The organism is Kitasatospora sp. NPDC001119, assembly GCF_053598475.1.
This window is the reverse complement of the sequence record NZ_JBSFKI010000005.1, coordinates 109,507-135,526: the sequence shown is the minus strand read 5'-3', so window position 1 is coordinate 135,526 and position 26,020 is coordinate 109,507. Positions and strand designations below refer to the sequence as shown.

The window sequence follows — 26,020 nt, the reverse complement described above, 5'->3', positions numbered from 1 at the left end:
CGCCGGGAGGCCCGTGGTGTCAGGCGGGGTAGCGGAGCAGGGCGTCGGTGGCGAGCTCGAAGCCGAAGGGGGCCGGGAGCGGGACCGGGTCGCCGAACTTGCCGTTCCAGCGCCAGCGGTAGCCGCTGTCGGACGGCTCGGCGTAGAGCGTCAGGTCGCCCTCGCGCGGGTCGATCAGCAGGTACAGCGGGATGGCCATCAGTGGGTAGTCGCGGACCTTGCCGACCAGGTCGTTCTCCGGGTTCGACGGGGAGACGATCTCCACCGCGATGGCCGCCTGCTCGGCGGGGACCTGGTTGCCGCCCTCCTCCAGCGCCGAGAGGGGGATGTAGGTCAGGTCGGGGTTGCGGAGCTTGCCGACGTTCGGGGAGGCGAGGTCGGTGTTCTCGCTCGGCATCGTTTCGGCGGGGCGGTGGGCGTCGAACTGCTCGCGGACGAGCAGCAGGTTGCGCTGGTGGATCACCGAGGGGCCGGCCATCATGATGATCTCGTCGCCGGAGATCTCGATCTTCCACCCGGCCGGAGGCGTCAGGCTCTCCGCGTAGGCCAGCAGCCTCGCGTGGCGCTCGGGGATCTGGAACTCGCTCATGGCGCCATTCTTCCACCGGATAGGCCGAAAGGCCGTCGCCGGACGGGGCGACGGCCTTTCGCTCGGGGAGTGCGGATCAGAAGACCGGCTGGCCGGCGCGGACCAGGCGCCAGGAGTCGGTGAAGAAGTCGGCGGGGTCGATGACGCCCTTGGCCTTCACCCAGGCGATCATGGTGTTGCGGATCTCGTCGGAGTTCGACCAGACCATCTTGGCCTTGGCGACGTGCGGGAAGTTGCCGCCGCCGTTGGCACGGTAGTTGTTGACGGCGAGGACGAACTCGGCGGCCGGGTCGATCGGCTTGCCCTGGAAGGACAGGTTGACGATCCGCGAGCCCTTCGGCTGGGCGATGTCGATGTCGTAGCTCAGGCCGTAGAGCGAGTCGTAGTTGTAGTCCGGGGTGGCCTCGGCGCCGGTCAGCTTGTCCTTGTCGACCGGGGCGCCCGGGGCGAGCTGGTTGTAGTACTTGACCGAGTACTCCAGGTAGTCCTTGAGCTGGGCGCCCGTCAGGATGCGGGCCTCCAGGGTGTTCTCGTAGATGTAGAGGCCCGCGGCGTCGCGCAGCTTCACCTGGCCGGACGGGATCAGGGCGGTGCGGTTGAACGGGGCGGCCTGGGCCAGCACCGGGAGGTTGGCGTACTGCCCGCCCGCCAGCGCGGCCTTGACGGCGTCGGCCTGGACCCGGCCGATCAGGTCGATGATCGGGGTGGCCTTGAAGGGGGCGTCGGCGATCGACAGCGCGATCTTGCTGGTGCCGATGTTCTGGTTGACGTACGCGACGACCTTCTTGTGCTGCCCGGCGATCGCGTCGGTGATCTCCGGGTTCTCCGGCACGGTGTTGGAGTTCAGCAGCCGGGAGGAGACCGAGGCGACCTTCCAGGCGCCGCCGGTGAACTCGACCTCGAAGTCGAAGCAGGTCAGCCGCTGGCCGTAGCAGAGCGGCTCGGAGAGGACGACCGTGCGGCCGGTCTTCTTGTTGACGACCAGGCGCTGCGGGACCTCCTTGTGGGCGTGGCCCACCAGCACCGCGTCGATGTCCGGGACGGTCTCCGCCAGCGCGACCGAGACGTTCTCGGCCCACGGCAGCTGGTCGCCCCAGGTGGTCGCCTCGTCGCAGCCGGAGTGCGCCGACACCACGATGACGTCCGCGCCCGCGGCCTTCATCTTCGGCACCCAGGTGGCGGCGGTCTCCACGATGCCCGGGAAGACCATCTTGCCGCTGACGTTGGCCTTGTCCCAGATCGCGATGCCCGGGTTGGTCAGGCCGAGGATGCCGACCCGCACCGGGCGGCCGCCGCCCAGGCGCAGCTCCTTGATCACGTACGGCTTGAAGGCCGGCTTCTCGTTCTTCGCGTTCAGCGCGTTGGCGCCCAGCAGCGGGAACTCCAGCTGCTCCTCGTAGGCCTTCAGGAGCGGGATGCCGTAGTTGAACTCGTGGTTGCCGAGCGCGGCGGCGTCGTACTCCATGAGGTTCATGGCGACGGCCATCGGGTGGTCCGGCACGGTGTTGGCCTCGGTGTCGATCGACTCGATCCGGGCGTAGTAGTAGGACAGTTGGGTGCCCTGGATGGTGTCGCCGGAGTCGATCAGCAGGCAGCGGTCCCAGCCCTTCTCCTCGCGCACCTGGTTGGCCAGCGTGGAGATCTTGGCGAGGCCGACCGCGTTGTGGGCCTTGTCGGTGTACTCGGCGTCGGTGAAGTAGTCCCAGTTGAGCACCCGGCCGTGCAGGTCGGTGGTGCCCATGACGGTGAAGGCCTGCGTGCGCGGCTTGCGCTGCTGGCCCTTGGCGGCCGCCGCGTCCGGCTGGGCGGCCGCGGCGGAGGGGGCGGCGGCCAGGGCGGCACCGCCGGCCAGGGCTGCGCCGGCGGCGGTGGCGGCGGACCGGGTGACGAAGTCACGGCGGTTCAGGGTCATGGACGACTCTCCCGAGTGGGACGACGGCGGATGGACCGTCAACTGGTGTTCGTGAACAAAAGTGTGCGTGCACGCGTCGACGCGCGTAGAGGGACGCGCGTAGAAGTGTGCCGTGCGAGCCGGGGTGCTGAATAGCCCCCTGACCTGTCCAGGAGGTGAGATCTTGGCGACTCGTTCGTGACGGGCGTGGGGGAGACGTGGGGTGGTACGGAGGCGCGGAGGCCTGAGGTGCGGAGGTGCGAAGGGCGCGGGCCGGCCGACGCCCGGTCAGGCCAGCTCGCCCGCCAACCGGTCGACCTCGCGGCCCAGCTGGACCGCCGGGTCCGGATCGTCCGGCCCCGCCCAGGGCTGCCAGGTCCGCGCCCGCAGGTAGCCGGCCACCGCGACCGGCAGCCGGTGCCGGACGATCCGCTCCGCCACCGGGCCCGGGCCGGCCGCGCGCAGCGCCGCCAGCAGGCCGTCCACCCCGGCGGAGGGCGGCAGCGGCACGGTGTCCAGGTAGGCGGCCAGCGCCACCAGCTCCGGGTCGGGCGCGGAGGCGGGCTCCGGTGCGGGGACCGGCTCCGGCCCGGGGGCCGGAGGAGCGGAGACCTCGGGCGGCCGCGGCTGCGGCTCCGGCCGCGGCGGGAGCGGCGGCCGGGGCTTCGGGGCGGGCGTCAGCAGCGCGCCCACCCCGTACAGCCCCGCCACGACCCCCGGCCACCAGACCCCGCCCAGCCCGGCGAAGTGCAGCCCCAGGCCGACCGCGCCGCCCGCGCAGCCGACCAGGTTGCGGGCCGACTCCAGGTAGCGCAGCGCCCGGGGGCCGAACCCGTTACTGGTAGCCACGGATCTCCTCGAACACCCCGTCCAGCGAGCCCGTCCCGTCGAACAGCTTGCCGCCGCTCAGGTCCGCGATCCCCTGGAGCTGGTTCACCGCCGCCTCCCCGAACCTGATCGGGAACACCGGGATCGCCTTCTCCCCGGCCGGCAGCGCGTCGTGGAAGCGCTTGAAGTCGCCGTCCGTCGCACCGGCGTTGCTCTCCCCGTCGGTCATCAGCACGATCGAGGTGAACCGGTCGTCGCCGGCCGCGGCCTGCTGGCGCTCGATCACCCGGTACGCCTCCTCCAGCGAGGAGTACACCGCCGTCCCGCCGGAGGCGGCCAGCGACTGCACGTCCGCGTCGATCGAGGCCAGCTCCGCCTCCGGGCCCGGAGTCCCGCCGGTGGCCGGCACCACGTGGGTCCTGGTCCACTTCACCGCAGAGGCGAAGGAGAGCAGCGTGATCTCCTCGCGGTCCCGGAAGCGGCGTACCCCGCGGGTGTCGTCCGACCCGGTCAGCCGGCCCAGCGCGCTCTTCAGCGCGGCGATCCGCGAGCCCTCCATCGAGCCCGAGGTGTCCAGCACGTACACCGTCCGGGACGGGCGGCGCAGCTCGTTCTGGTACGAGGCCAGCAGGCCGTCCGCGACCGCCCTGGTGCCCGGGAACGGCAGCTCCCGGCGGCGGTCCGCGGGCAGTCCGGCGGCCGGGGCCGCGCCCACCGTCACCGGGCGGCGCAGCGTCACCTCGGAGATGCGTTTCTGCACGTCCTCCTTGAGCAGGTACGCGGTCAGCCGCTGGAAGGAGTCGCGCTGCTCCTGCGCGGCGGAGGACATCAGCGAGAGCGGGTAGTCCGCCGACACCACGCCGTCCACCGGCCGCACCACGGTCAGCTGCTGCTGCGGCGACAGCGTCCGGTTCAGCGACAGCAGCACCGACTCGTAGTTCACCAGCGCGCCCACCACGCCCGATTCGGCCCGGGTGTACGCCTGCGCCAGCCAGCCGGACGAACCCGAGGTCAGCTTCTGGCCCTTGAAGAACTCCTTCAGCTGCGGGGCGGCCTTCTGCACGTCCGCGTCGGTCAGCGCCGCGCCCGCGCCGGAGAAGGCCGAAGCCACCGCGACGAGGGTGGAGAAGCCCGAGTTGGAGCGGGACGGGTCGGCCATCCCGTACGGCAGCTTGCCGGCCGAGGCCGCGGCACCGACCTGCGCCCAGGTGACCTTCGAGCCGTCGCCCCAGCCGAGTTCGCCGAGCGCCGAGGAGCGCACGCCGATCGCCACCGGCGACACCATCACCGGGGTCTCCGAGACCAGCTTGGACTTCCCGGCCGGATCGAGCCGCAGGTACTGGTTGGACGGGAACCACACGGCGTCGTACTTGCCGTCGGCCCGGCCCGAGGCGACGGTGTCCGCGCCGTCCAGGGTGCCTGTCCAGGAGAACTGCACGGTCACCCCGGTGGCCTTCCGGGCGTCCTCCAGGACCGGTGCCAGGTCCTGGAGTTCACTGCCGGCCAGGACGCGCAGCACCCCGGGGCGGGCCGTCTCGGCGGGCGGGTCGGTGGGCTTCGGGGCGGGGTCGCCGCCGCCGGTGGAGGTGCAGGCGGTGGCCGCGGCGAGCACGGCGGCCAGCGCGGCCGTGAGCCAGCCGCGGCGTTTCGTCGGGTTGGTCACTTGGTCCCCTTCGCCGCGGCGGTCAGCTTCTGCAGGTTGTCCAGCGAGGGCAGGGTCGCCTGCTTGATCCTGGCGGCGGTCAGATCGGGTGCGAAGGTCGGTTTCTTCTCCCGCATCAGGTTCGCGAAGGCCTCCGGCTTGGCCTGCGGCCGCAGGCCGAACCGGGCCTCCAGGTTGCGCAGCACCTCGTCGTTCTGGAGGACGTCGGCGAGCTTGCGGCCGCTGTCGGTGTGGGCCACGAGGGTGTGGTCCGAGTAGACCGTGGTGTCCGGGTACAGCACCACCATGTCCCCGGTCGGCTTGTTCTGCAGCGCCAGGGTGGCGGCCTGCGACTCGTACGCGAAGATCAGCGGGTTGCCGATCCCCGCGCCGAAGTCCCGGAACGGCTCGTCGCTGCTGCTCTTCTGGATGCCCTGCAGCGCGTTCGCGGTGTGCAGGACGTCCTTGACGGCGGCGACGCCGGCGTCGTCCGACACCACCTGGTGGTTGTTGGCGACGTAGGAGAGCAGCGCGAGGTACATCGCGCCGGAGGACGAACTTTCCGGGTCGGTGGTGGTCACGAAGAGCTGGCCGGACAGCTCGGGGTGCTTGTCGGCGCCGGACAGGCCCTCCCATCTGCGGCCGCCCTTCAGGGCGTTGACGTACTCGTCCATCCGGAAGGTCCAGACGCCGCTGACGGGGTCCAGCTCGGCCAGCTTGTTGTTCTGCAGGACCTCGGCCACCGACGGGTGGGCCACGATCACCAGCGGCGAGTAGAACGGCACCAGCGGGGAGTCTTGCAGCTTCCAGATGCGCTGGATCTCCCGGGCCGGTGCCGCGCTCGCCGGGAAGGCGAAGTCCAGCCCCGGGGTCTTGGCCGCCTGGTCGCTCATCGTCCAGGAGCCGGTCGAGTCCGCCCGGACCAGCAGGCCCTGCTTCGCCAACTCGGCCTTGACCTCGTCGTTCTCGAAGAAGGCGCGCTTCTCCGAGCCGATCAGGCCGGTGACGGTGACCGTCTTGGTGTCCGGTCCGTTGTGGTCGATCAGCGCGTAGCCGACCCCGCCCAGCAGGACCAGGGCCGCGACCACCCCCAGTGCGCGTCGCATACCGAACGCCTCCCCCTCGCCCGCTCCTTCGTCCGGGTGGTGGCCCGGACGCCCGGGCCGCGACCCGGGGGTGACGAGCGTCCCGCCGGGCGGGGAGCGGGGGCGGAAGCGGCGATGAACCAGGGGTGAACAGGCCTTCACGGAATCGCATCGGCATCGCGGCGGCGGGCGGCGCGGGCGGCGCGGGAGGCGTGCGGAGGGAGCGCGGGAGGGGCGTGGGGAAGGGTGTTCGCACAGCGGTCCGAGGATGTGTCAGATTGTTCAACTCGCCTTACGGCAACGGTCATCCCGCAGTCCGGACCCGCGTCGAGGTTACGCGTCGGTAATGCCTAGTCTCAGCACTATGCGCCGAGCAAAAATCGTCTGTACCCTCGGGCCCGCCACCGACTCGTACGACCAGATCAAATCCCTGGTCGACGCCGGGATGGACATCGCCCGACTGAACCTCAGCCACGGCCTGCACGCCGAGCACGAGGAACGCTACCGCCGCGTCCGCAAGGCCGCCGACGAGACCGGCCGCAGCGTCGGCGTCCTCGTCGACCTTCAAGGCCCGAAGATCCGGCTCGACACCTTCGCCCACGGGCCGGTACTTCTCGAACGCGGCGACGAGTTCACCATCTCCACCGACAAGGACGTCGTGGGGGACAAGGACCGCTGCGGAACCACCTACTCCGGGCTCGCCGGGGACGTCGGCCGCGGGGAGCGCATCCTGGTCGACGACGGCCGGGTCACCCTGGAGGTCGTCGCCGTCGACGGGCCGCACGTACGGTGCCTCGTCATCGAGGGCGGCCTGGTCTCCGACCACAAGGGCCTCAACCTCCCCGGCGTCTCCGTCTCCGTCCCCGCACTCAGCGACAAGGACGTCGCCGACCTGCGGTGGGCACTGCGGACCGGGGCCGACCTCATCGCGCTCTCGTTCGTCCGCAGCGGACGGGACATCGAGGACGTCCACCGGATCATGGCGGAGGAGGGGCGGCACGTCCCGGTCATCGCCAAGATCGAGAAGCCGCAGGCGGTGGACAACCTGGAGTCCGTCGTCGACGCCTTCGACGGGATCATGGTGGCCCGCGGCGACCTGGGCGTGGAGATGCCCCTCGAACAGGTCCCGCTGGTCCAGAAGCGCGCCATCAAGCTCGCCCGCCGCAACGCCAAGCCGGTCATCGTCGCCACCCAGATGCTCGACTCGATGATCAACACCTCCCGGCCGACCCGCGCCGAGGCCTCCGACGTCGCCAACGCCGTCCTCGACGGGACGGACGCGGTGATGCTCTCCGGCGAGACCTCGGTCGGCAAGTACCCCGTCGAGACGGTCAAGACCATGGCCCGGATCGTCGAGGCCGCCGAGAACGACATCCTGGCCGCAGGCCTCCCGCCGCTCACCACCGGCAACAAGCCGCGCACCCAGGGCGGCGCCGTCGCCCGCGCGGCCGCCGAGATCGGCGACTTCCTGCACGCCAAGTACCTGATCGCCTTCACCCAGTCCGGCGACACCGCCCGCCGGCTCACCCGCTACCGCTCGCCCATCCCCGTCCTCGCCTTCACCTACGAACCGGCCGTACGCAGCCAACTCGCCCTCACCTGGGGCGTGGAGACCTTCCTCGGCCCGTTCGCCCCGACCACCGACCAGATGGTCGAACAGGTCGACGCGGCCCTCCTCTCCCTCGGCCGCTGCCAGAAGGGCGACATCGTCGTCATCACCGCCGGCTCACCCCCCGGCCTGGCCGGCTCCACCAACCTCGTCCGCGTCCACCACGTGGGGACGCTGGACGCCTGAGCGATCCTCGTACGGCTGTCCGCGGGCGGCGTCCCCCATTCGACGGGACGTCGCCCGCCCGCCGTCGGAACGGCGGGGGAGGCGCCTGGTGCGTCCATAACATTCGTGTTATGACTTGGGGAGAGGTGGAACTCGAACCGGAGGTCCGGGACTGGATCCTCGGGATGGGCCAGGACGACCAGGAAACGGTCGCCTTCTATATCGAACTGCTCGCCGTCCGCGGGCCGCTGCTCGGAGAGCCGCACACCCGGCAGTTGGACGGAAAGCTGAGGGAACTGCGCTTCCATTTGAACGAACTGGAGATGCGCATCACCTACTGGATCGCAACCGGTAGGAGGATCATCCTGCTGACGGTGTTCCGCAAGACGCGTATGCGGGAGGTCGGCGAGGTCGAGCGGGCGAGGCGGGCGATGCGTCGGTGCGTCGTCGAGCAGCACACCGTGGACGAGGACGAGGAGTGGGTGGGATGAGCGAACGCACGTCCTGGCGGGCCATGCGCGAGGAGATCATGAACCGTCCCGGAGCCGGTGCCGCGTACGAGGCTGCCCGGATCCGCTTCGAGCTCGGTGAGGCCGTCCGCCTGCGCCGCGAGGCCCTCGGAATGACGCAGGTTCAGTTGGCGGTGGCCCTCGGCATGCAGCAGCCGGCCGTGGCCCGCTTCGAGGCGGGCGGGACGATGCCCACGATCGTGGTCCTGGAGAGGTTCGCCGAAGCACTCGGCATGAGGCTCACTGTCGAGCTGGAGCCGTTGGACAAGGCGAGCTGAGTCACATCAGCTGCTCTTCATCCACAGTTGGTGAAGGCATGCCATGTCGACGATCCTTCGAAATGAAGGAGAGGTACCCCGAGTGGGATTCGAACCCACGCTGGATGGTGTTTGAGACCACTGCCTCTACCGCTGGGCTATCGGGGCCAACCGCAGAATCGAAGGTTGCCCCCGACCCTGAATGCCCTAAACATACCGTGTCTAGGTACCCTCGTGCATGCAGTACCCCGCCGGAACTAGGAGCCCCGTGAGCACCGCCGACGAGCAGGCGCAGCCGCTTGAGACCGATACGCCCCAGATCACCCGGATCGTGATCGCCGAGGACGAGGCGCTGATCCGTCTCGATCTGAAGGAGATGCTGGAGGAGGAGGGGTACACCGTCGTCGGTGAGGCCGGCGACGGGGAGACGGCGGTGCGCCTCGTGGAGGAGCTGAAGCCGGATCTGGCGATCTTCGACGTGAAGATGCCGGTGCTGGACGGGTTGTCCGCGGCCGAGCAGATCCACGACAAGCACCTGGCGCCGGTGCTGATGCTGACGGCGTTCTCGCAGCGGGAGCTGGTGGACCGGGCGCGGGACGCGGGGGCGATGGCGTACATCGTCAAGCCGTTCTCGAAGTCGGACCTGGTGCCGGCGATCGAGATGGCGGTGTCCCGGTACGCCGAGATGCGGGCGCTGGAGAAGGAGATCGGGGATCTCAGCCAGCGGTTGGAGACCCGGAAGCTGGTGGACCGGGCGAAGGGCGTGCTGCAGACCAAGTTCGGGCTGAACGAGCCGGCGGCCTTCCGGTGGATCCAGAAGACGTCGATGGACCGTCGGATGACGATGGCGGCGGTGGCCGAGGCGGTCATCGAGGAGGGCGAGGCCCAGGACCGCAAGAAGGCGGAAGAGGCCAAGCCCGAGTAGGCGTGCGGGAAGGGCCCGGCAGAAGAACGTTTCTGCCGGGCCCTTCCGCGTGCAGGGGCTCAGTCCTCGCCGAGGTAGGCCTTGCGGACGGACTCGTCGTGCAGGAGGTCGGCGCCCGTTCCGGAGAGGACGATGCGGCCGGTCTCCATGACGTAGCCGCGGTCGGAGAGGGAGAGGGCCGCCTGGGCGTTCTGCTCGACCAGGAGGATGGTCGTACCGGAGGACTTCAGTTCCACGATGGTGGACATGATCTTCTGCATCATCAGCGGGGAGAGCCCCATGGAGGGCTCGTCCAGCATGAGCAGCTTGGGCCGGGACATCAGGGCCCGCCCCATCGCGAGCATCTGCTGCTCGCCGCCGGAGAGCGTGCCGGCGGCCTGGCGGCGGCGTTCGCCGAGGATCGGGAACAGGGTGTAGGCCCGTTCGACGTCCGCGGTGATGCCGGCCGCGTCGGTGCGCAGGAAGGCGCCGAGGAGGAGGTTCTCCTCGATGGTCATCCGGGGGAAGATGTGCCGTCCCTCGGGGGAGTGGGCGAGGCCGAGGGCGACGATCCTGTGGGCGGGGACGGCCGAGAGGTCCTGGCCGTCGAAGGTGATCCGTCCGGCGGTGGGCTTGAGCAGGCCGGACAGGGTGCGCAGGGTGGTGGTCTTGCCGGCGCCGTTGGTGCCGATGAGGGTGGTGACCTCGCCCTGTTCGACGGTGAAGCTGATGCCCTTGACGGCTTCGATCTTGCCGTAGGCGACGCGGAGGTCCTCGACCTCGAGAAGTGCGGTCACTGGTCGGACTCCGTAACGGCGGGGGTGGTGCCTTCGAGCGGGGCGCCCAGGTAGGCGGTGATGACGCGTTCGTCGTTCTGGACGGTCTCGCGGTCGCCCTCGACGATCTTCTGGCCCTGGACGAGCACCGCGGTGCGGTCGCAGAGGTTGAAGATGAAGCGCATGTCGTGCTCGATGACGAGGACGGAGATCCCCTTGTCGCGGATCGCGAAGACGAGTTCCTCGGCGGCCCGGGTCTCCTGGGGGTTCATGCCGGCGGTGGGTTCGTCGAGCAGCAGCAGGCCGGGTTCGGAGGCGAGGGCGCGGGCGATCTCCAGCTTGCGCTGCTCGCCGTACGGGAGGTTGCGGGCGAGGTGGTCGGCCTTCTCGGCGAGGCCGGTGAACATCAGGAGTTCCATGGCCTTCTCGCGGCTCTCGGCCTCGGCGCGGTGGTAGCCGGGGCCGCGCAGGATGGCGGAGAAGATGCCCTCCTTGGTGCGGGTGTGCCGGCCGACCAGGACGTTCTCCAGGACGGTCATGTTGGCGAACAGCCGGATGTTCTGGAAGGTGCGGGCGATGCCGGCCTGGGTGACGAGGTGGGGCTTGGGCGGCAGCAGGGTGTCGCGGTAGCGGACGGCGCCCTCGGTGGGGACGTACAGGCCGGTGAGGCAGTTGAAGAAGGTGGTCTTGCCGGCGCCGTTGGGGCCGATCAGACCGATGATCTCGCCCTCGCCGACGGTCAGGGAGACGTCGTTGACCGCGGTGAGGCCGCCGAAGCGCATGGTGACGCCGGTGACTTCGAGCAGGGGTGCGGCGGTGGTGGTGGTCATCGGGTCGGTCACGCCCCTGACTTGGTGAGTGCGGTCGGCTCGCCGGCGGCCTGGGCCGGGACGGCGGCCTCGTGGAACTCCAGCTGGCGGCGCCGGTTGGGGATGAGGCCCTCGGGGCGGACCCGCATCAGGACGATGAGGGCGGCGCCGAAGGCGAGGAGCTGGTAGTCGGCGAGGAACTCGAGCTTCTTCGGGATGAGGAAGAGCAGGGTGGCGCCGGCCAGCGGGCCGCTGATGGTGCCCATGCCGCCGAGGATGACGGCGGCGAGCAGGAAGGCGGAGTTCGGCGGGAGGGCCTCGGCGAAGGTGTACTGGTCGGGGGTGACGGTGTAGCTGACGTGGGCCTGGACGGTGCCGGCCAGGCCGGCCAGCAGGGCGCCGAGGGCGAAGGCGAGCAGCTTGAGCCGGAAGCCGTTGATGCCCATGGCCTCGGCGGCGGTCTCGTCCTCGCGGATGGCGACCCAGGCGCGGCCGATGCGGGAGTTGCCGACCCGGGCGAAGACCAGCACGACCAGGGCGGTGACCAGCAGCATCAGCAGGTAGTAGTTGGAGAAGCGGCCGAGTTCGACGCCGGCCACGGTGTGCGGCTTGCCAAGGTCGAAGCCGAGGATCTGCAGGTCCGGGATGCGCGGGATGCCGTTGGAGCCGTTGGTGACCTTGGGGCCGGTGGTGCCGTTGAGGTTGAGCATGGTGATGCGGAAGATCTCGCCGAACCCGAGGGTGACGATGGCGAGGTAGTCGCCGCGCAGCCGCAGGGTGGGGGCGCCGATCAGGACGCCGAAGACCATCGAGACGACGGCGCCGGTGAGCATCGCGGCCCAGAACGGGAACTGGACGTGGATGGGCGAGGCGGGGGAGCCGGAGACCAGGGCGGCGGCGTAGGCGCCGACGCCGAGGAAGGCGACGTACCCGAGGTCGAGCAGGCCGGCCAGGCCGACGACGATGTTGAGGCCGAGGGCTACGGTGGCGAAGATCAGGATGTTGGTGGCGACCGAGGTGTACTGGTCGCTGGTCTGGGTGAACGGGAAGCCGGCGGCGGCGGCGAAGGCGGCGCCGGTGGTGACCGGGCGGTGCTTGACGGTCAGCGCGCGCAGCCGGGCGAGCAGGCCGGACCTGGTCAGGGCGGGGACGGCGAGGGCGACGAACAGCAGGTAGCCGGTGAAGAGTTCGCCGTACTCGGTGTCGATGCCGAAGGTGATCGCGAACAGTCCGGTCCCGAAGGCGAGGGCGATCAGCAGCACCTCGACCCAGGAGGGGAGGGCCCGCGGCGCGGCCAGCGGGCGGTCGATCCGGCCCAGCCGCAGCCCGCTGTTGGCGAGGTGGCCGAGCTGGAGCAGCAGGACGACGGCGGCCGCGATGGCGAGGCCGCCGGACAGGGCGGTCATGACCGGGGCCACCGGCTTGTCGCCGGGGATGGCGTGGGCGCCGAACCAGGCGGCGGGGGCGACCGGGACGAGCAGGAAGAGGCGCCTGTCGAGGATCCGCAGCGGTACGGCGGTGCGGCGGTCGAGGGGCAGGCCGAGGGCGCCGAGGACGGCGAGCAGGCCGCCCGCGGCGAGCACCCAGCCGCCGGGTTCGAGGTTGGTGGTGCCGCCGAGCTCGGAGGAGATGGCGGCGACCGCGTAGACGGCGACGGTGAGGGCGCCGGTGGCGGCGTACAGGACGGCGTTGTTGCTGCGGGTGGGGGCGGCCCAGCGCAGGCCGGGGACGCCCTGGGCGGCGAGCAGCAGGACCAGGGTGAGCAGGCCGGCGGCGAGGGCGAGCCACTGGAGGCCGGCCGGGGAGCCGTAGTAGGTGAGGTCGCCGGGGAAGTCGGAGGTCCAGGTCCAGGACATGGCGGCGGAGGCGGCGGTGGCGAGGGCGCCGAGTCCGGTGACGGCGGCGGCGGCGCGGGCCGGCAGCGGGATGACCGGGGTCGTCTCGGTGTGGGTGGTGGTCATGGTGGTCACGCCCTGTCCGCGACGCGCTCGCCGAGCAGGCCCTGGGGCCGGATCAGGAGGACGAGGATGAGGAGAACGAAGGCCCAGACGTCCTTCCAGGCGCCGCCCCCGAAGAGGTGCATGCCGGGCAGGTGCTGGATGTAGCCGGTGGCGAGGGCTTCGGCGAGGCCGAGGGCGAGGCCGCCGAGCATGGCGCCGTAGATGTTGCCGATGCCGCCGAGGACGGCGGCGGTGAAGGCCTTGAGGCCGAGGATGAAGCCCATCCGGAAGTCGACCTGGCCGCTGCGCAGCCCGTAGGCGACGGCGGCGACGGCGGCGAACGCGGCGCCGATGGCGAAGGCCATGACGATGATGCGGTCGGTGTCGATGCCCATCAGCTTGGCGGTGTCCGGGTCCTGGCTGGTGGCCTGCATGGCGCGCCCGGAGCGGGTGCGGGTGACGAACCAGCCGAGGGCGAGCATGCACAGCGGGGCGGCGATGATCAGGAAGAGGTCGCTGCGCTGGATGGTGACGGAGCCGAGGCTGAACGGGTCGCCGGGGATCTTGGGGAAGACCCGGGCCTTCTTGGCGTCCGGGTAGAAGGAGAAGACGAGCTGCTGGAGCAGGATGGACAGCCCGATCGCGGTGATCAGCGGGGCGAGCCGTGGGGCGTTGCGCAGCGGGCGGTAGGCGAAGCGCTCGGCGGCGACGGCGGTGAGGGTGGAGACCAGGATGCCGGCGATCAGCATGAGCGGCAGGGCCAGCCACAGGGTGGTGCCGCCGGGGAGGGCGAGGTAGGCGGTCAGGGCGCCGAAGCCGCCGACCATGACGATCTCGCCGTGGGCGAAGTTGATGAGCTGGACGATGCCGTAGACCATCGTGTAGCCGATCGCGACGAGCCCGTAGAGGGCTCCGAGGATCAGGCCGTTGGCCAGCTGCTGCGGTAGGTCGTGCACCGCTGGGCCTCCGTAGTGCGTTCGGGGTGTCCGCGTGGGTGGTGGATGTGGGTGCGCGCGGGGGCACTCGTGGCGCCCCCGCGCGTGGTGGTGGTGAAGTGGCGTCGGCGGTACCGGTGGTGACTGGGAGTCAGTTGAAAGGGCGATTCTTCGGCCAGTCCCTGAACCGGCCCTGGATCAGCCCTTGAAGGTGCCGGACTTCTCCACGGCCCACTTGCCGTCCTTGACGGTGTAGACGGTGAGCTGCTTGTTGGTGGTGTCGCCGAACTCGTCGAAGGAGACGGTGCCGGTCACGCCGGCGAAGCTGACCTTCTGGACGGCGTCGCGGACGGCCTTGCGGTCGGGGACCTTGCCGTTGTTGTCCTTCACGGCCTGCTTGACGCCCTGGATGATGGCCCAGGCGCTGTCGTACGAGTAGCCGCCGTAGGTCTCGTAGGCGTCCTTGTAGCCGGCCGCCTTGTAGTCGGCGATGAACTTCTTGGCGGTGTCCAGGCTCTCGACCGGCAGGCCGACGGCGGTGGCGTAGTCGCCCTGGCTCTTGGGGTTGAGCTTGATGAAGTCGCCGCTCTGGATGCCGTCGCCGCCCATCAGCGGGATGTTGACGTTGGCCTCCTTGAGCTGGAGGGAGAGCGGGCCGGCCGCGGGGTACTCGCCGCCGTAGTAGACGGCTTCGGCTCCGGAGCTCTTGACCTTGGTGACGATGGCGGCGAAGTCGCGGTCGTCGGGGTTGACGTGCTCCTCGCCGACGAGCTGGCCGCCGAGCTTGGTGAACTCGCCCTTGAAGGTGCCGGCCAGGCCCGCGCCGTAGGTCTTCTGGTCGTCGATCAGGAAGACCTTGGTCTTCTTGGCGTCGTTGTAGAGGAACTGGGCGGCGAACGGGCCCTGGACGGCGTCGGTGGTGGCGGTGCGGAAGTAGGACGTGAACGGGCGCTTCTTCTCGCCGCTGGCCCACTTCTCGCCCTGGCTGAGGGCGACGCCGGTGTTGGCGGGGGAGACCTGGACCAGGCTGGCGTCGTCGAAGATCTGCTGCATCGACTGCGACACACTGGAGTTGAGCGGGCCGACGACGCCGAGGACCTTGGGGTCGCCGACCAGCTGGGTGGCGTTCTGCTGGCCGGGGGCGGGCTTGCCGGTGTCGTCGAGGGCCTTGATCTCGAACTTGACGCCGGGGACCTCGTTGGTCTCGTTGGCCTTCTTGATCGCGAGGTCGGCGGAGTTGCGGATGCCGAGGCCGAGGGCGGAGAGGTCGCCGGTGAGCGGGGAGTCGACGCCGATGACGACGGTGGTGGAGCCGGAGTTGGAGTTGCCGCCGTCGGCCTTCTTCTCTCCGCGGGAGCCGCAGGCGCTGAGGCTGAGGGCACCGATAACGGCAATGCTCACGACAACTGCTGAACGGTGACGCACGAGGGTCCCCTTCGGTTCAGGAGGCGCCCGCGCCGGAGTGGCGGGAGCCGGAGTGCGCGGAGGGCCTGGCCCAATCGAATGGCGCGGTGACTGGCCGTGACTCTAGATGCCCTTGGGCGACTCGGGCAGTACTGGGCGCAGGCTGTGATTCTCTTGTTATGAGCACACGGAGTATTTGTCTCACCATGTGGTCGTTCCGGTTCGATCGATCCCGAGATGGCGGGCGTTTACGCGCTGGTAGGGCGATGTAAGGCCCAGAAATGGGGGTTGCAGCTGGCAGCGCCGATTATCGGACGCTCGTGTCCGATGCCCTGCTTCCGACCTTGAGCGTCCGCATTGCGGACAACGGGGGCGCGGTCGAGTGGTCCCGGGGCGCCTGAAGGCCTCGGAACCGGCAATTGATCGGATTTCCTACTTGTTACGCAGCGTTACGAGCGCGGGATGTGTGCCGACCGCGCCCGGACATGTGAACGCCCCCTTGTCCAGACCAACGCCTGCCCAAGGTGGCGGAAGGTCAAACAAGGGGGCGGAAAAGGGACTTGATGTTGTCCGGAGTGAACTCCGGTCCGCTGTGCGGACGTTGTCACGCCTCGGAGTTCGGTCAGAGGTCGCGCAGCATGCAGGTCAGTCGGCAGCTGGTGATCCGCCGGCCGGTGTCGTCGGTGATCGCGATCTCGTAGGTGGCGGCGGTGCGGCCCTTGAACACGGCCGTCGCCACCCCGGTCACCAGCCCGGAGGTGGCCGAGCGGTGGTGGGTGGCGTTGAGGTCCACGCCGACCGCGTAGCGGCCGGGACCGGCGTGCAGCATCGCCCCGATCGAGCCCAGCGTCTCGGCCAGCGCCGCCGACGCGCCGCCGTGCAGCAGCCCGTACGGCTGCTGGTTGCCCTCCACCGGCATGGTGCCGACCACGCGGTCGCCGGAGGCCTCGACGATCCGGATGCCGAGCTTCTCGCCGAGGTGGCCGCCGGAGAAGGTCTGCGCGTTCACGCCGAGCTTGGCGAAGTGGTCCAGCACGTCCTGCGGGACGTTCAGGACGGGCGTGCCGTCGTGCGCGCTGTCGGGGGCGGTGCCGGGGACGGTCTCGGGGGCGGTGTCGGGGACCGCGTCGGTCATGGGGGAACTCCTGCCGCTCGGGGGTGTGCCGCCTGTGATCGTACGACCGTCCTACTCATAGGTAGCAGCGGTGGCCGGACCGGCGCGGCGTCCTTTTTGTCGGTGCCGGGCCATAGGATCGGTGGCCGGTAGTGGAATCGGCAGGAACGGACGTTGACGTGGCTACGCAGAGTACGGACAAGGGCGCGACGGGTGGCGGCGGGGCCGGCCCGCGGCCCCGGCTGATGCTGCTCGACGGGCACTCGATGGCCTACCGGGCCTTCTACGCCCTGCCCGTGGAGAACTTCAACACCTCCACCGGCCAGCCCACCAACGCGGTCTACGGCTTCGCCTCGATGCTCGCCAACACCGTCCGGGACGAGCAGCCCACCCACCTCGCCGTCGCCTTCGACCTCTCCCGGCAGACGTTCCGCTCCGTCGAGTTCCCCGACTACAAGGCCAACCGCGCCAAGACGCCGGACGAGTTCAAGAGCCAGGTCGGCCTGATCGGCGAACTGCTCGACGCCATGCACGTCCCCCGGCTGACGGCCGAGGGCTTCGAGGCCGACGACATCATCGCCACCCTGGCCACCGCCGCCGAGGCGGCCGGCTACGACGTCGACATCGTCACCGGCGACCGCGACTCGCTCCAGCTGGTCACCGACCACGTCACCGTGCTCTACCCGACCAAGGGCGTCTCCGAGCTCACCCGTTACACCCCGGAGAAGGTCGCCGAGAAGTACGGCGTCACCCCGCGCCAGTACCCGGACCTCGCCGCGCTGCGCGGCGACCCGTCCGACAACCTGCCCGGCATCCCCGGCGTCGGCGAGAAGACGGCCGCCAAGTGGGTCAACCAGTTCGGCTCCTTCGACGAACTCGTCGCCCGCGCCGACGAGGTCAAGGGCAAGATCGGCGAGAAGCTGCGCGACCACCTCGACTCGGTCAAGCGCAACCGGGTGCTCACCGAGCTGGTCCGCGACGTCGAACTCCCGCTCGGCGTCACCGACCTGGACCGCAAGCCGTTCGACAAGGACGCCGTCGGCACCCTGATGGAGTCGCTGGAGTTCCGCAACGCCAACTTCCGCGACCGCGTCTTCGGCATCGACCCGTCCACCGGCTCGGACGCCGCCGAGGCCGAGCTCGCCCCCGGCGTCGAGGTGGACGGCGAACTCCTCACCGACCCGGGCACCCTGGCCGCCTGGCTGGCCGAGCACGCCTCCGACGGCAAGACCACCGTCGCCCTCGCCGCCGTCTACCAGTGGGCGCTCGGCACCGGCGAGGTCACCGAAGTCGCCCTCGCCGCGGGAGAGACGGCCGCCTGGTTCGACCCGGCGCTGCTCGCCGAGGAGGACGAGCGGGCCTTCGCCGGCTGGCTCGCCGACGCCGCCGCCCCCAAGGCCCTGCACATCGCCAAGCACGTCATGCGCGCCTTCGCCGAGCGCGGCTGGACGATCGACGGCGTCGTCGCCGACACCGCGCTCGCCGCCTACCTGATCAAGCCCGGCCGCCGCACCTTCACCCTGGAGGTGCTCGCCGAGGAGTACCTGGGCCGCTCGCTCACCCCGGCCCCCGCCACCGAGAGCGGCCAACTCTCCTTCGACGCGCCGGAGGAGGACGAGACGGCCGCCGCCCGGTCGCTGATGCTCCAGGCCCGCGCCGTGCTCGACCTCGCCGCGCTCTTCGACACCCGCCTCGCCGAGGTCGGCGCCGTCGAGCTGACGCGCGACATGGAACTGCCCATCGCCGCCCTGCTCGCCCGCATGGAGCGCTACGGCATCGCCGCCGACCGCGAGTGGCTCACCCGGCTGGAGGCGCAGTTCGCCGCCGAGATCCAGCGCGTGGTGGAGGAGGCGCACGCCGCCGCCGGCCGCGAGTTCAACCTCGGCTCGCCCAAGCAGCTCCAGGAGATCCTCTTCGGCGAGCTCGCGCTCCCCAAGACGAAGAAGATCAAGACCGGCTACACCACCGACGCCGACGCGCTCACCTGGCTGGCCACCCAGACCGACAACGAACTGCCGGTCATCCTGCTGCGCCACCGCGACCAGGCCAAGCTGCGCACCACCGTCGAGGGCCTGCTCAAGACCGTCTCGCCCAAGGGCCGGATCCACACCACCTTCAACCAGATGGTCGCCGCCACCGGCCGGCTCTCCTCGCAGGACCCGAACCTGCAGAACATCCCGGTCCGCACCGAGGAGGGCCGGGCGATCCGCCGCGCCTTCATCGTCGGCGAGGGCTACGAGTCGCTGCTCACCGCCGACTACTCGCAGATCGAACTGCGGATCATGGCGCACCTGTCCGAGGACGAGGCGCTACTGGAGGCCTTCGCCTCCGGCGAGGACCTGCACACCACCGTCGCCTCCCAGGTCTTCGAGGTGCCGGGCGCGGCGGTGGACGCCGAGATGCGCCGCAAGATCAAGGCGATGTCCTACGGCCTGGCGTACGGGCTGTCCGCGTACGGGCTCTCGCAGCAGCTCGGCATCAAGCCGACCGAGGCCCAGGGCCTGATGGACACCTACTTCGAGCGCTTCGGCGGCGTCCGGGACTACCTGCGCCGGGTCGTCGACGAGGCCCGGGCCACCGGCTACACCGAGACCCTCCTCGGCCGCCGCCGCTACCTGCCGGACCTCAACAGCGACAACCGCCAGCGCCGCGAGATGGCCGAGCGGATGGCCCTCAACGCCCCGATCCAGGGCTCGGCCGCCGACATCGTCAAGATCGCCATGCTCCGGGTCGACGAGGCGCTGCGCACGGCCGGCCTCACCTCCCGGATGCTGCTCCAGGTGCACGACGAAATCGTGCTGGAGCTGGCCCCCGGCGAGCGCGAGCGGGTCGAGGCCGTCGTCCGCGAGCAGATGGCGGGCGCCTACCCGCTGCGCGCCCCGCTGGACGTCTCGGTCGGCGTCGGCCCGAACTGGGAGGCCGCCGCGCACTGACGGGTGGCCTTCGGGCGGGTCCGGGCGCGCGAGGCGTCCGGGCCCGTTCCTCGGTGCGCCCGCGTCAGCCCAGCGGGGGGTGGATCAGCCGTCCGTGGTGGATCAGGGACACGGACTGCTTGAGGCGGCGGACGCGGATGCTGATCTCGTAGCCCCTGATGCCCTCGATGCGGGCCAGGCGGCCGCTGAGGTAGCGGTAGAAGTCGGGGGTGTCCCGGCAGATGACGACGGCCATGAGGTTGTGCCTGCCACTGGTCGCCGCGACGAAGGCGCATTCGTCGTGCCGGCCGAGCTCCTCGCCGATCCGGTCGAGCCCGGGCAGGTCGACCTGGAGCCAGAGGACGGCGTTGAGCTCGTAGCCGAGGCGCTCCGGCAGGATGTCGATGCCGTAGGCGAGGGAGCCGGAGGCCTCCAGGGCCTCCAGCCGGCGGGCGACCCGGGGCGTGGACCAGCCGGTGACCTCCGCCAGGCGGGTGTGGGAGGCGCGGCCGTCCTCCGCCAGGGCCTCGAAGAGCGGGAGGTCCTCGTCGGCCGGGGCGAGCGGCGGCCCGGCGGCCACGGGGCGCTCCGCCGTCAGCAGTCGCACCTGCTCGTCGGTCAGGGAGCGCTCCCCGCCGGCCCAGCCGACCGCGTCCGGGGCGCCGAACGCGTGCAGGAGGAGGTCGACGCTCATGTCGAGGACCGAGGCGGCGCGCGGGAGCTGCCGCAGCAGGACGTCGTCGCGCCCGGTGCCGGCGGCCGAGCGGATGGTGCAGATGATCTCCGACCCGCCGGAGGCGATGCTGGCGTAGCCGACCTCGGGCCTGCGGGCCAGGGAGTCGGCGACGGGCCCCACGGCCTCCGGGCGGCAGCGCAGCCGCGCGACCCACTCCGCCTGCCCGTGGGCGGACGGGCTCCGCTGCCCGATGACGCGCAGGATCCCGCCGCGCCGCAGCGCGTTGTAGCGGCGGGCCACGGTCTGTTCGGACACCCCCACGACCTCGCCGAGGCGGCGGAACGAGACCCGGGGGGCGCTGTAGAGCCCGTGGATGATTTTGCGGTCCAGATCGTCAGGCACGGAGGAATCCTGACACAGGTGCGGGCCGGAACGGAGGTTCCGGTACGTCTACCGGGATCGCTTGGGGATTCCCCGCCCGTGGGGCCGAAGCTTTGCGGTGCCCCCAGCAACCGGTGCCCGCGCGGCATCCCGCAGTCGAAGGAACCACCCCGTGAACTCCGCAACGGTGCAGCGCCCCGTGGCCGGACGAGGCGTCACGCTCGTCATGGCCTGCCTGGGCGTCTTCGTCGCCTACCTCCCCGTGACCACCGTGTCCGTGAGCCTGCCGGCGCTCCAGCGGGTGCTGGGCGCCTCGACCTCCCAACTGTCCTGGGTCTCGGACGCGTTCGTGCTGCCGATGGCCGCGCTGATCCTGACCACCGGGGTGTGGGGCGACGTCCACGGCCGCAAGCGGGTGTTCCAGGCGGGCATGGCCTTCTGCGCCCTGGGCGCGGCCGTCTCGCTGACCGCGGACTCGGTGCAGTCGCTGTGGGTCGGGCAGGCGGCCTCCGGACTGGGTGCGGCGGCCCTGCTGCCCACCACGCTGGCCCTGATCAGCCACGCCGTCCCCGACCACCGGGAGCGCGGGAGGTTCATCGGCCTGTGGGCGATGTCCATGCTGGCCTCGCTGGCCATGGGACCGCTGATCGCCGGGCTGCTGCAGCAGCACGTCGCGGTGCGCTGGATCTTCCTCCTGCCGATCCCGGTGTCCCTGGTCGTACTGGTCGTCGCGGCCTTCCTGCTGCCCGACTCCCGGGCGCCGCACGGCCGGCGGCTCGACTGGCCCGGGCAGATCAGCGCGGCCGTCACGGTCACCGCCGTCGTCTACGGCGTGATCGAGGGCGGCGCCGACGGCTTCGGCACGCCCTCCGTGGTGGTGGCCCTGGTGATCGGCGCCGTCAGCGCCGTCGCGTTCGTCCTCGTGGAGCGCCGCAGCGACAGCCCGATGCTCGACCTGGCCCTGTTCCGCAGCCCCGCCTTCGCCGCCACGTCACTGGTCGCCATGATCAGCTTCCTGGGGCTGATCGGCTTCTTCTTCGTCCTGAGCCTGTACTTCGGCCTGGTGCAGCACCTGAGCACGTGGGAGGCCGGACTGCGGATGGTCCTGGTGTCCGGGACGTCCCTGGTCGCGGGCGTCCCGGTCGGACGGCTGATGCACCGGGTCTCCCCCCGGGTCATGATCACCACCGGTCTGGTGGTGATGGCGGGCTCGCTGCTGTCGCTGACCGGCGTCGACGCGGCCACCTCGTACGGGTCGCTCGCCTGGCGCCTGGTCCTGCTCGGCCTCGGCATCGGCGCCGTCCTCACCCCGATGACGGCCTCCGCCGTCTCCTCCGTACCGCACCACCTGGCCGGCATGGCCGCGGCGGGCAACAACGCCTTCCGCCAGCTCGGCGGCGCCCTCGGCCCCGCCGTCCTCGGCACCCTGCTCACCACCCGCGCCCTCGACGCCCTGCCCGGCCGCCTCGCCGACGCCGGCGTGCCCACGGAGACCGGCGGCCACGTCCTCGCCGTCGCCCGGGAACAGGGCCTCGGCGCCGTCGCCGGGCTCGACCTCGGCCCCGCCACCAGGCCGGCCCTGAGCGCGCTCAGCGGCTCCTTCCTCGACGGCCTCCAGCTCTGCCTGGTCGTGTCGGCCTCGCTCGCCCTGCTGGCCGCCCTCGCCTGCGCCGTCCTCCTGCGGCCGGCCGCGCCCGCCGCGCCCGGCCGTCGCGGCGCCGGGGCCCCGGCGCCGCGGACCGCCGCCGGCCCCGTCCTCGTCACCGCGGGCAGCGCGTCCACCCAGGGGTCGCAGCACACCCCGTGACAGCGGCCGGCTCGGCCGACCGGCGCTCCGGGGCGATCCCCGTGGTGCGGTGGCCGCCCTTCGCCGTCCGGACCGCCCCAACCCGTGCGCAGGAAGTCGGCCCCGCCGACTTCCTGCGCACGCGTTCTCCCGCCGACGGCGGCGGTCCGCGGTGTCACCCGTCGCAGCCGGCCTCGTGTCCGGTCGGTCAGATCGGGGAGGGGAACGCCCCGATCAGCCAGTGGTCGAGCCAGAACGCGGCGGTGGAGGGCTCGGGGAGGTCCGTTGTGGAGCCGTCGTGGGGCAGTAGTTCGGTGGGGGCGAGGTACCCCTCGCCGGGGTCGATCCGCAGTCGCAGGCAGCGGAGCGGATGCCCGGCGCGCACGTAGGCGCGGATGTCGTCGGTGTGCGGGTGGTGCGCCGGGTCGTCCCTGCCGAGGCGCCGGCAGATGGCCGACACGTCGGTGTCGCCGATGAGGAGGTAGCGGGAGCCCGGGCCCGCGTTGAAGCACAGTCTGCGGCGGGACAACCGGCGTCGGGCGTACGGAAGCCGGTCCCAGTTGTCGAGGTGGATGCCGAGCCGCTGTCCGTTCGCGGGGTTCACCGTGACGGTGAGGTCGCCTGCAGGGCTGGTGGCGTGGTTGGCGTAGCGGGTGCGCGGTGTGGGGGTGAACGGCGGGCGGACCGTCCACCAGGGGGCGTCCGTGGTCTCCGGCGGGCGCGGGGCGGGGAAGGCGACGAGTTCTACGGCCTCGGCTTCCGGCGTGTTGTGTGGTGCGCGCAGGAGTTCGGCCTCGGTGGGGCCGAGGGGTGTCCACGGGCCGGCCGGGACCACAGCCCCCTCCTCGTGGGCCGGACGGCCGTACGCGACCGCCACGGTGGCGATCTCGCAGCGGTCGCGGAGCTCGGCATAGTCGGTGAAGACGATGAACGGCCTCACATGGGCTCTCCCTTCGCGTGGTGGTCAGCGGCTCTGCGGCAGGTCCTCGCTGTAGGTGACGTTCAGTTCGGCGAGGAGGGCGTCGGTGATCTGGAGCTGCTGGGCGCGGCTGACGACGGCTTCCCGCAGGTTGCCGACGCCGCGAACGGCGGACAGGTCGCTGCCGCTGAGGTCGAGGCCCTTGTACGTGCCGGTCCCGAACGCGGTGGCGAGCAGCGTGCAGTCGCGCAGCACCACGTCGGTGAGGTCGCAGCCGGTGAAGGCGGCCTCGGTGAGCACGCACCGGTCGAAGACCAGCGGGCCGCTCGCGCGGATCCGGTCGAAGGTGGCGTAGTCGAGGCGGCAGTTCTCGAACAGGACGTTGTCCAGGACGGCGCCGGTGATGGCTGAGCCCATGAGCCGGCAGCCGCGGAACAGGGTGCGGGAAGCCTTGCTGCCGCTCAGATGGAGCGCGCCGAGGTCGCAGGCGGTGATCTGTACGGAGCTGAAGCGGACGTTCTCGATGGTGGTGCGCTGGGCGGAGACGTTGTGCAGGATGCCGTTGCGCAGATCGGCCTCGGTGAGGTCGAGGTCCCGGATGTCCTGATCCGTGTAGCGGAACTCGGTGACGGTGCTGCCGGGCCTGGGCGGGGAGGCGATGACGCCCAGGTAGGGGTCGTCGTCCAAGTCAGGGAGGGTGATGGTGGTACGGCCGTAGTGGCGGGCGGGCACGCGGTTCTCCGGTCGATGATCGGGCGCCGGCCCGCTGCCCCGGGAGGCGGCGGGCCGACAGGGTGGGAGGAGGGCCCCATTGTGCTGCCGGTGCTGTCAGCGGTTGGACCAGTCGGACCAGGACGGCCCGTTGTTCCAGTTGTCCCAAGGGGCGCTCTGCCAGTTGTCCCAGGACGGGGCGTTGTCCCAGGGGCCTCCGCCGCTGTTGTCCCAGGTCGGCTGGTTGCCCCACTCGATCGTGGGCGTCCCGTCCGACGTGATGACGGCGGCGATCAGATCCGCGACGGCGGGGGCGTCGTCGGCGGCGAGCTGTTCCAGAACGGTCACGTGGCTTGCTCCTCGCGTACGGTGTCGGCCAGCGCCAGGACCGGGGCCTGCTCGGTGACGCGGCAGTAGTCGGTCTCGGCGACGGCGAAGGTCTGGTGCTCGAAGTAGCGGTTCCCGGCCTGTGAGCCCCGGCAGTAGTCGAAGAACTCGCAGGTGGACTCGCACTCCTCCAGGCCGGTCAGGAACTCGCCCACGTAGGTCAGTCGGTGTGCCTGGCCCAGGATGGCGCCGATCGACTGTTCGAGGACGTTCCCGGCCCGGAAGTCGTTGTAGGCGGGTGCGGTGACACCCGCCAGTTCGGGTGACAGCAGGAACACGTCGCCGTTCTTGGCGATGGCCGGCAGCGGGTCCGCGCGGCTCAGGTGCGTACGGTCGGGCCGCTGGGCGCGGCTCATCCGCAGGTACCGGCCGAGGCGTTCCAGTTCCCGTACCGGGGCGGTGCCGCCCGGCTGACGGCGCGACCAGGCAAGGACCTTGCGCCAGAACTCGACGGCCTGTTCGCGGGTGGGCGGGTGCCGCTCGGTGTTGACGCCCTCCGACTCCTCGATGTTGAGGCCGATACTGACCGGCCGGAGTGCGGCGAGGAAGTCGAGGAGCCGATCGGGATGGGTGATGGTCTCCCGGCTGACGACGGCGATCAACGAGAAGGGGACACCGTGGCGCCGCAGTCGCTCGATTCCCTTCATGATCCGGTCGAACGCCGGGCGGCCCTTGCGGTCGATGCGTCGCGCCGTCAGGTCCGCAGGGCCGTCGACGCTGACACCGACCCGGAACCCGTACTCGGTCAGGAGGTCGCACCACTCGTCGTTGAGCAGGGTGGCGTTCGTCTGGACGGCGTGCTCCAGCAGGCCCTCGCGGCGTAGTTCCTCGAACGGCCGGAGCAGTTCCGTGAACCGCCGCCGCCCGAGTGCCAGCGGCTCTCCGGCGTGCCAGATCAGCCCGAGGGGCTTTCGGGAGTGGCCGCCCACCAACTCGCCCACCAACTCGCTCGCCGACCGTGCGACGGCTTCGGCGACCGCTGTCGGCATGGGTGCCTTGGCATCGCGGTCGGGCAGGTAGCAGTACGTGCAGTCCAGATTGCAGAAGCCGGTCGGCTGGATCACCAGGTTTCGGGGAACGCCGTGGATCCGGTGTCGGTAGCGGCGCAGTAGGGCGGTCTCCTGCGGGACTGTCGTGGGGTTCACAGTGGCCCTCTCCGTTCTGCGTGGTTCCGGGGCTGGGCTGTTGCGTAGGAAGTCGGACCGGCCGACTTCCTGTGTACGGCGGGGGTTCAGGTGCGGGTAGTGCGGGTGGCTTGGGTGCGGCAGTGGGTGAGGGCGTAGGTGATGCGGGTGTCGGGGTGGGTGGTGGTGAGGAGCTCGCCGGCGGTGGTGAGGGTGGTCCAGTAGCGGGTGGGGTTGCCGGTGCGGGGGTGGGGGTGGGTGGTGGTGAGGGAGAGGTAGGCGGTGGTGAGGTTGCCGGTGGTGAACCAGCGCTGGAGGCCGTGGTGGTGGCCGGGGCGGAGGCTGCCGTGGGCGTCGATGGCGGTGAGGAGGTGGTCGACGATGGCGAGTTCGGTGTCGGTGAGGGACTTGGGGATGTCGAAGACGCCGAGGGCTTCGAGGAGTTCGCCGGTGTCGGTCTCGGAGTCGGGGGTGGGGTCGGCGAGGAGGGCGTCGTAGCAGTCGTTGAGGCGGCGGGTGGTTTCGGCGAGGGGGATGGTGAGGGCGAGGCAGACGGCGCGGGCGGAGGGGAGGGGCTTGCGGGTGCGGCGGGCGAGGAGGGCGTAGGTGTCGGCGGGGGTGCGGCCGCGGGAGAGGGCGTGGCGGGCGAGGGTCGTGAGGTGCATGG

General features: G+C 71.0%; 23 protein-coding genes and 1 tRNA gene. 6 read left to right on the top strand and 18 right to left on the bottom strand.

All coding sequences use genetic code 11. From position 1 onward, the window contains the following. Positions 1-19 precede the first annotated feature (19 nt). The 5 genes from ACWDD9_RS07990 to ACWDD9_RS07970 all read right to left on the bottom strand — a co-directional run bounded on the left by ACWDD9_RS07990 (position 20) and on the right by ACWDD9_RS07970 (position 6,056). Positions 20-589, bottom strand: a complete 570-nt coding sequence (locus ACWDD9_RS07990) for a Uma2 family endonuclease (protein WP_049651206.1) — start codon at positions 587-589, stop codon at positions 20-22. Between the two features lie 76 nt (positions 590-665). After that, positions 666-2,501, bottom strand: coding sequence for a bifunctional metallophosphatase/5'-nucleotidase (locus tag ACWDD9_RS07985; protein WP_049651205.1), 1,836 nt, complete (start codon positions 2,499-2,501; stop codon positions 666-668). 267 nt (positions 2,502-2,768) lie between these two features. Further along, positions 2,769-3,329 (bottom strand): hypothetical protein, encoded by a 561-nt coding sequence (locus ACWDD9_RS07980; RefSeq protein WP_449811123.1) that lies wholly within the window; start codon positions 3,327-3,329, stop codon positions 2,769-2,771. Beyond that, positions 3,316-4,971 (bottom strand): VWA domain-containing protein, encoded by a 1,656-nt coding sequence (locus tag ACWDD9_RS07975; protein WP_449811122.1) that lies wholly within the window; start codon positions 4,969-4,971, stop codon positions 3,316-3,318. Before ACWDD9_RS07975 ends, ACWDD9_RS07980 begins: the two co-directional genes overlap by 14 nt. Continuing rightward, a complete protein-coding gene (locus ACWDD9_RS07970) occupies positions 4,968-6,056 on the bottom strand; it encodes a substrate-binding domain-containing protein (RefSeq protein ID WP_049651552.1) in 1,089 nt (362 codons plus the stop codon). The genes ACWDD9_RS07975 and ACWDD9_RS07970 overlap by 4 nt, the downstream gene beginning before the upstream one ends. 343 nt (positions 6,057-6,399) lie before the next feature. On the opposite strand from ACWDD9_RS07970, the gene pyk reads away from it, so the two are divergent. From pyk to ACWDD9_RS07955, 3 genes are all read left to right on the top strand, one after another. Continuing rightward, positions 6,400-7,830 carry a pyruvate kinase gene (pyk, locus tag ACWDD9_RS07965; protein WP_049651553.1) on the top strand — a complete coding sequence of 477 codons (1,431 nt, stop codon included), beginning with the start codon at positions 6,400-6,402 and terminating at the stop codon, positions 7,828-7,830. A gap of 110 nt (positions 7,831-7,940) precedes the next feature. Next, positions 7,941-8,300: a type II toxin-antitoxin system RelE/ParE family toxin gene (locus tag ACWDD9_RS07960; RefSeq protein ID WP_117487393.1), complete on the top strand. Its 360-nt coding sequence runs from the start codon at positions 7,941-7,943 to the stop codon at positions 8,298-8,300. Continuing rightward, a complete protein-coding gene (locus ACWDD9_RS07955) occupies positions 8,297-8,596 on the top strand; it encodes a helix-turn-helix domain-containing protein (RefSeq protein ID WP_117487392.1) in 300 nt (99 codons plus the stop codon). Before ACWDD9_RS07960 ends, ACWDD9_RS07955 begins: the two co-directional genes overlap by 4 nt. Positions 8,597-8,670: 74 nt before the next feature. Here the strand turns inward: ACWDD9_RS07955 and ACWDD9_RS07950 are convergent. Beyond that, positions 8,671-8,743, bottom strand: a tRNA-Leu gene (locus ACWDD9_RS07950). A 100-nt stretch (positions 8,744-8,843) separates the two neighbouring features. Between ACWDD9_RS07950 and ACWDD9_RS07945 the strand changes: the two genes are divergently transcribed. Beyond that, complete coding sequence (locus tag ACWDD9_RS07945) at positions 8,844-9,500, top strand: ANTAR domain-containing response regulator (RefSeq protein WP_049651556.1); 657 nt, start codon at positions 8,844-8,846, stop codon at positions 9,498-9,500. 59 nt (positions 9,501-9,559) lie between these two features. On the opposite strand, the gene ACWDD9_RS07940 is transcribed toward ACWDD9_RS07945, so the two are convergent. From ACWDD9_RS07940 to ACWDD9_RS07915, 6 genes are all read right to left on the bottom strand, one after another. Continuing rightward, positions 9,560-10,276, bottom strand: coding sequence for an ABC transporter ATP-binding protein (locus ACWDD9_RS07940; RefSeq protein WP_049651557.1), 717 nt, complete (start codon positions 10,274-10,276; stop codon positions 9,560-9,562). After that, entirely contained in the window at positions 10,273-11,085 is an 813-nt protein-coding gene (locus tag ACWDD9_RS07935; protein ID WP_049651563.1) for an ABC transporter ATP-binding protein, read from the bottom strand. The genes ACWDD9_RS07940 and ACWDD9_RS07935 overlap by 4 nt, the downstream gene beginning before the upstream one ends. 8 nt (positions 11,086-11,093) lie before the next feature. Next, a complete protein-coding gene (locus tag ACWDD9_RS07930) occupies positions 11,094-13,025 on the bottom strand; it encodes a branched-chain amino acid ABC transporter permease (protein ID WP_449811177.1) in 1,932 nt (643 codons plus the stop codon). Positions 13,026-13,030: 5 nt separating this feature from the next. Next, on the bottom strand, positions 13,031-13,960 hold the full coding sequence (locus ACWDD9_RS07925) for a branched-chain amino acid ABC transporter permease (protein ID WP_049651559.1): 930 nt from the start codon (positions 13,958-13,960) through the stop codon (positions 13,031-13,033). A 177-nt stretch (positions 13,961-14,137) separates the two neighbouring features. Continuing rightward, positions 14,138-15,364: a branched-chain amino acid ABC transporter substrate-binding protein gene (locus tag ACWDD9_RS07920; protein ID WP_049651560.1), complete on the bottom strand. Its 1,227-nt coding sequence runs from the start codon at positions 15,362-15,364 to the stop codon at positions 14,138-14,140. Between the two features lie 601 nt (positions 15,365-15,965). Further along, positions 15,966-16,478 carry a PaaI family thioesterase gene (locus tag ACWDD9_RS07915; RefSeq protein ID WP_380738784.1) on the bottom strand — a complete coding sequence of 171 codons (513 nt, stop codon included), beginning with the start codon at positions 16,476-16,478 and terminating at the stop codon, positions 15,966-15,968. A 224-nt stretch (positions 16,479-16,702) separates the two neighbouring features. Between ACWDD9_RS07915 and polA the strand changes: the two genes are divergently transcribed. Next, positions 16,703-19,390 carry a DNA polymerase I gene (polA, locus tag ACWDD9_RS07910; RefSeq protein ID WP_449811176.1) on the top strand — a complete coding sequence of 896 codons (2,688 nt, stop codon included), beginning with the start codon at positions 16,703-16,705 and terminating at the stop codon, positions 19,388-19,390. A 64-nt stretch (positions 19,391-19,454) separates the two neighbouring features. On the opposite strand, the gene ACWDD9_RS07905 is transcribed toward polA, so the two are convergent. Further along, entirely contained in the window at positions 19,455-20,447 is a 993-nt protein-coding gene (locus ACWDD9_RS07905) for an Lrp/AsnC family transcriptional regulator (protein ID WP_449811121.1), read from the bottom strand. Positions 20,448-20,652: 205 nt separating this feature from the next. Here ACWDD9_RS07905 and ACWDD9_RS07900 point away from each other — a divergent pair, with 205 nt between their 5' ends. After that, complete coding sequence (locus ACWDD9_RS07900; protein ID WP_449811175.1) at positions 20,653-22,233, top strand: MFS transporter; 1,581 nt, start codon at positions 20,653-20,655, stop codon at positions 22,231-22,233. A 187-nt stretch (positions 22,234-22,420) separates the two neighbouring features. Here ACWDD9_RS07900 and ACWDD9_RS07895 read toward each other — a convergent pair whose 3' ends face one another. The 5 genes from ACWDD9_RS07895 to ACWDD9_RS07875 all read right to left on the bottom strand — a co-directional run bounded on the left by ACWDD9_RS07895 (position 22,421) and on the right by ACWDD9_RS07875 (position 26,018). Then, a complete protein-coding gene (locus ACWDD9_RS07895) occupies positions 22,421-23,152 on the bottom strand; it encodes a hypothetical protein (protein ID WP_449811120.1) in 732 nt (243 codons plus the stop codon). A 24-nt stretch (positions 23,153-23,176) separates the two neighbouring features. Continuing rightward, positions 23,177-23,818 carry a pentapeptide repeat-containing protein gene (locus ACWDD9_RS07890; RefSeq protein WP_449811119.1) on the bottom strand — a complete coding sequence of 214 codons (642 nt, stop codon included), beginning with the start codon at positions 23,816-23,818 and terminating at the stop codon, positions 23,177-23,179. A 141-nt stretch (positions 23,819-23,959) separates the two neighbouring features. After that, complete coding sequence (gene amcA / locus ACWDD9_RS07885; protein ID WP_449811118.1) at positions 23,960-24,190, bottom strand: multiple cyclophane-containing RiPP AmcA; 231 nt, start codon at positions 24,188-24,190, stop codon at positions 23,960-23,962. Then, positions 24,187-25,374 (bottom strand): cyclophane-forming radical SAM peptide maturase AmcB, encoded by a 1,188-nt coding sequence (gene amcB / locus ACWDD9_RS07880; protein WP_449811117.1) that lies wholly within the window; start codon positions 25,372-25,374, stop codon positions 24,187-24,189. The genes amcA and amcB overlap by 4 nt, the downstream gene beginning before the upstream one ends. Positions 25,375-25,460: 86 nt before the next feature. Next, a complete protein-coding gene (locus ACWDD9_RS07875) occupies positions 25,461-26,018 on the bottom strand; it encodes a hypothetical protein (RefSeq protein WP_449811116.1) in 558 nt (185 codons plus the stop codon). Between the last annotated feature and the right edge of the window lie 2 nt (positions 26,019-26,020).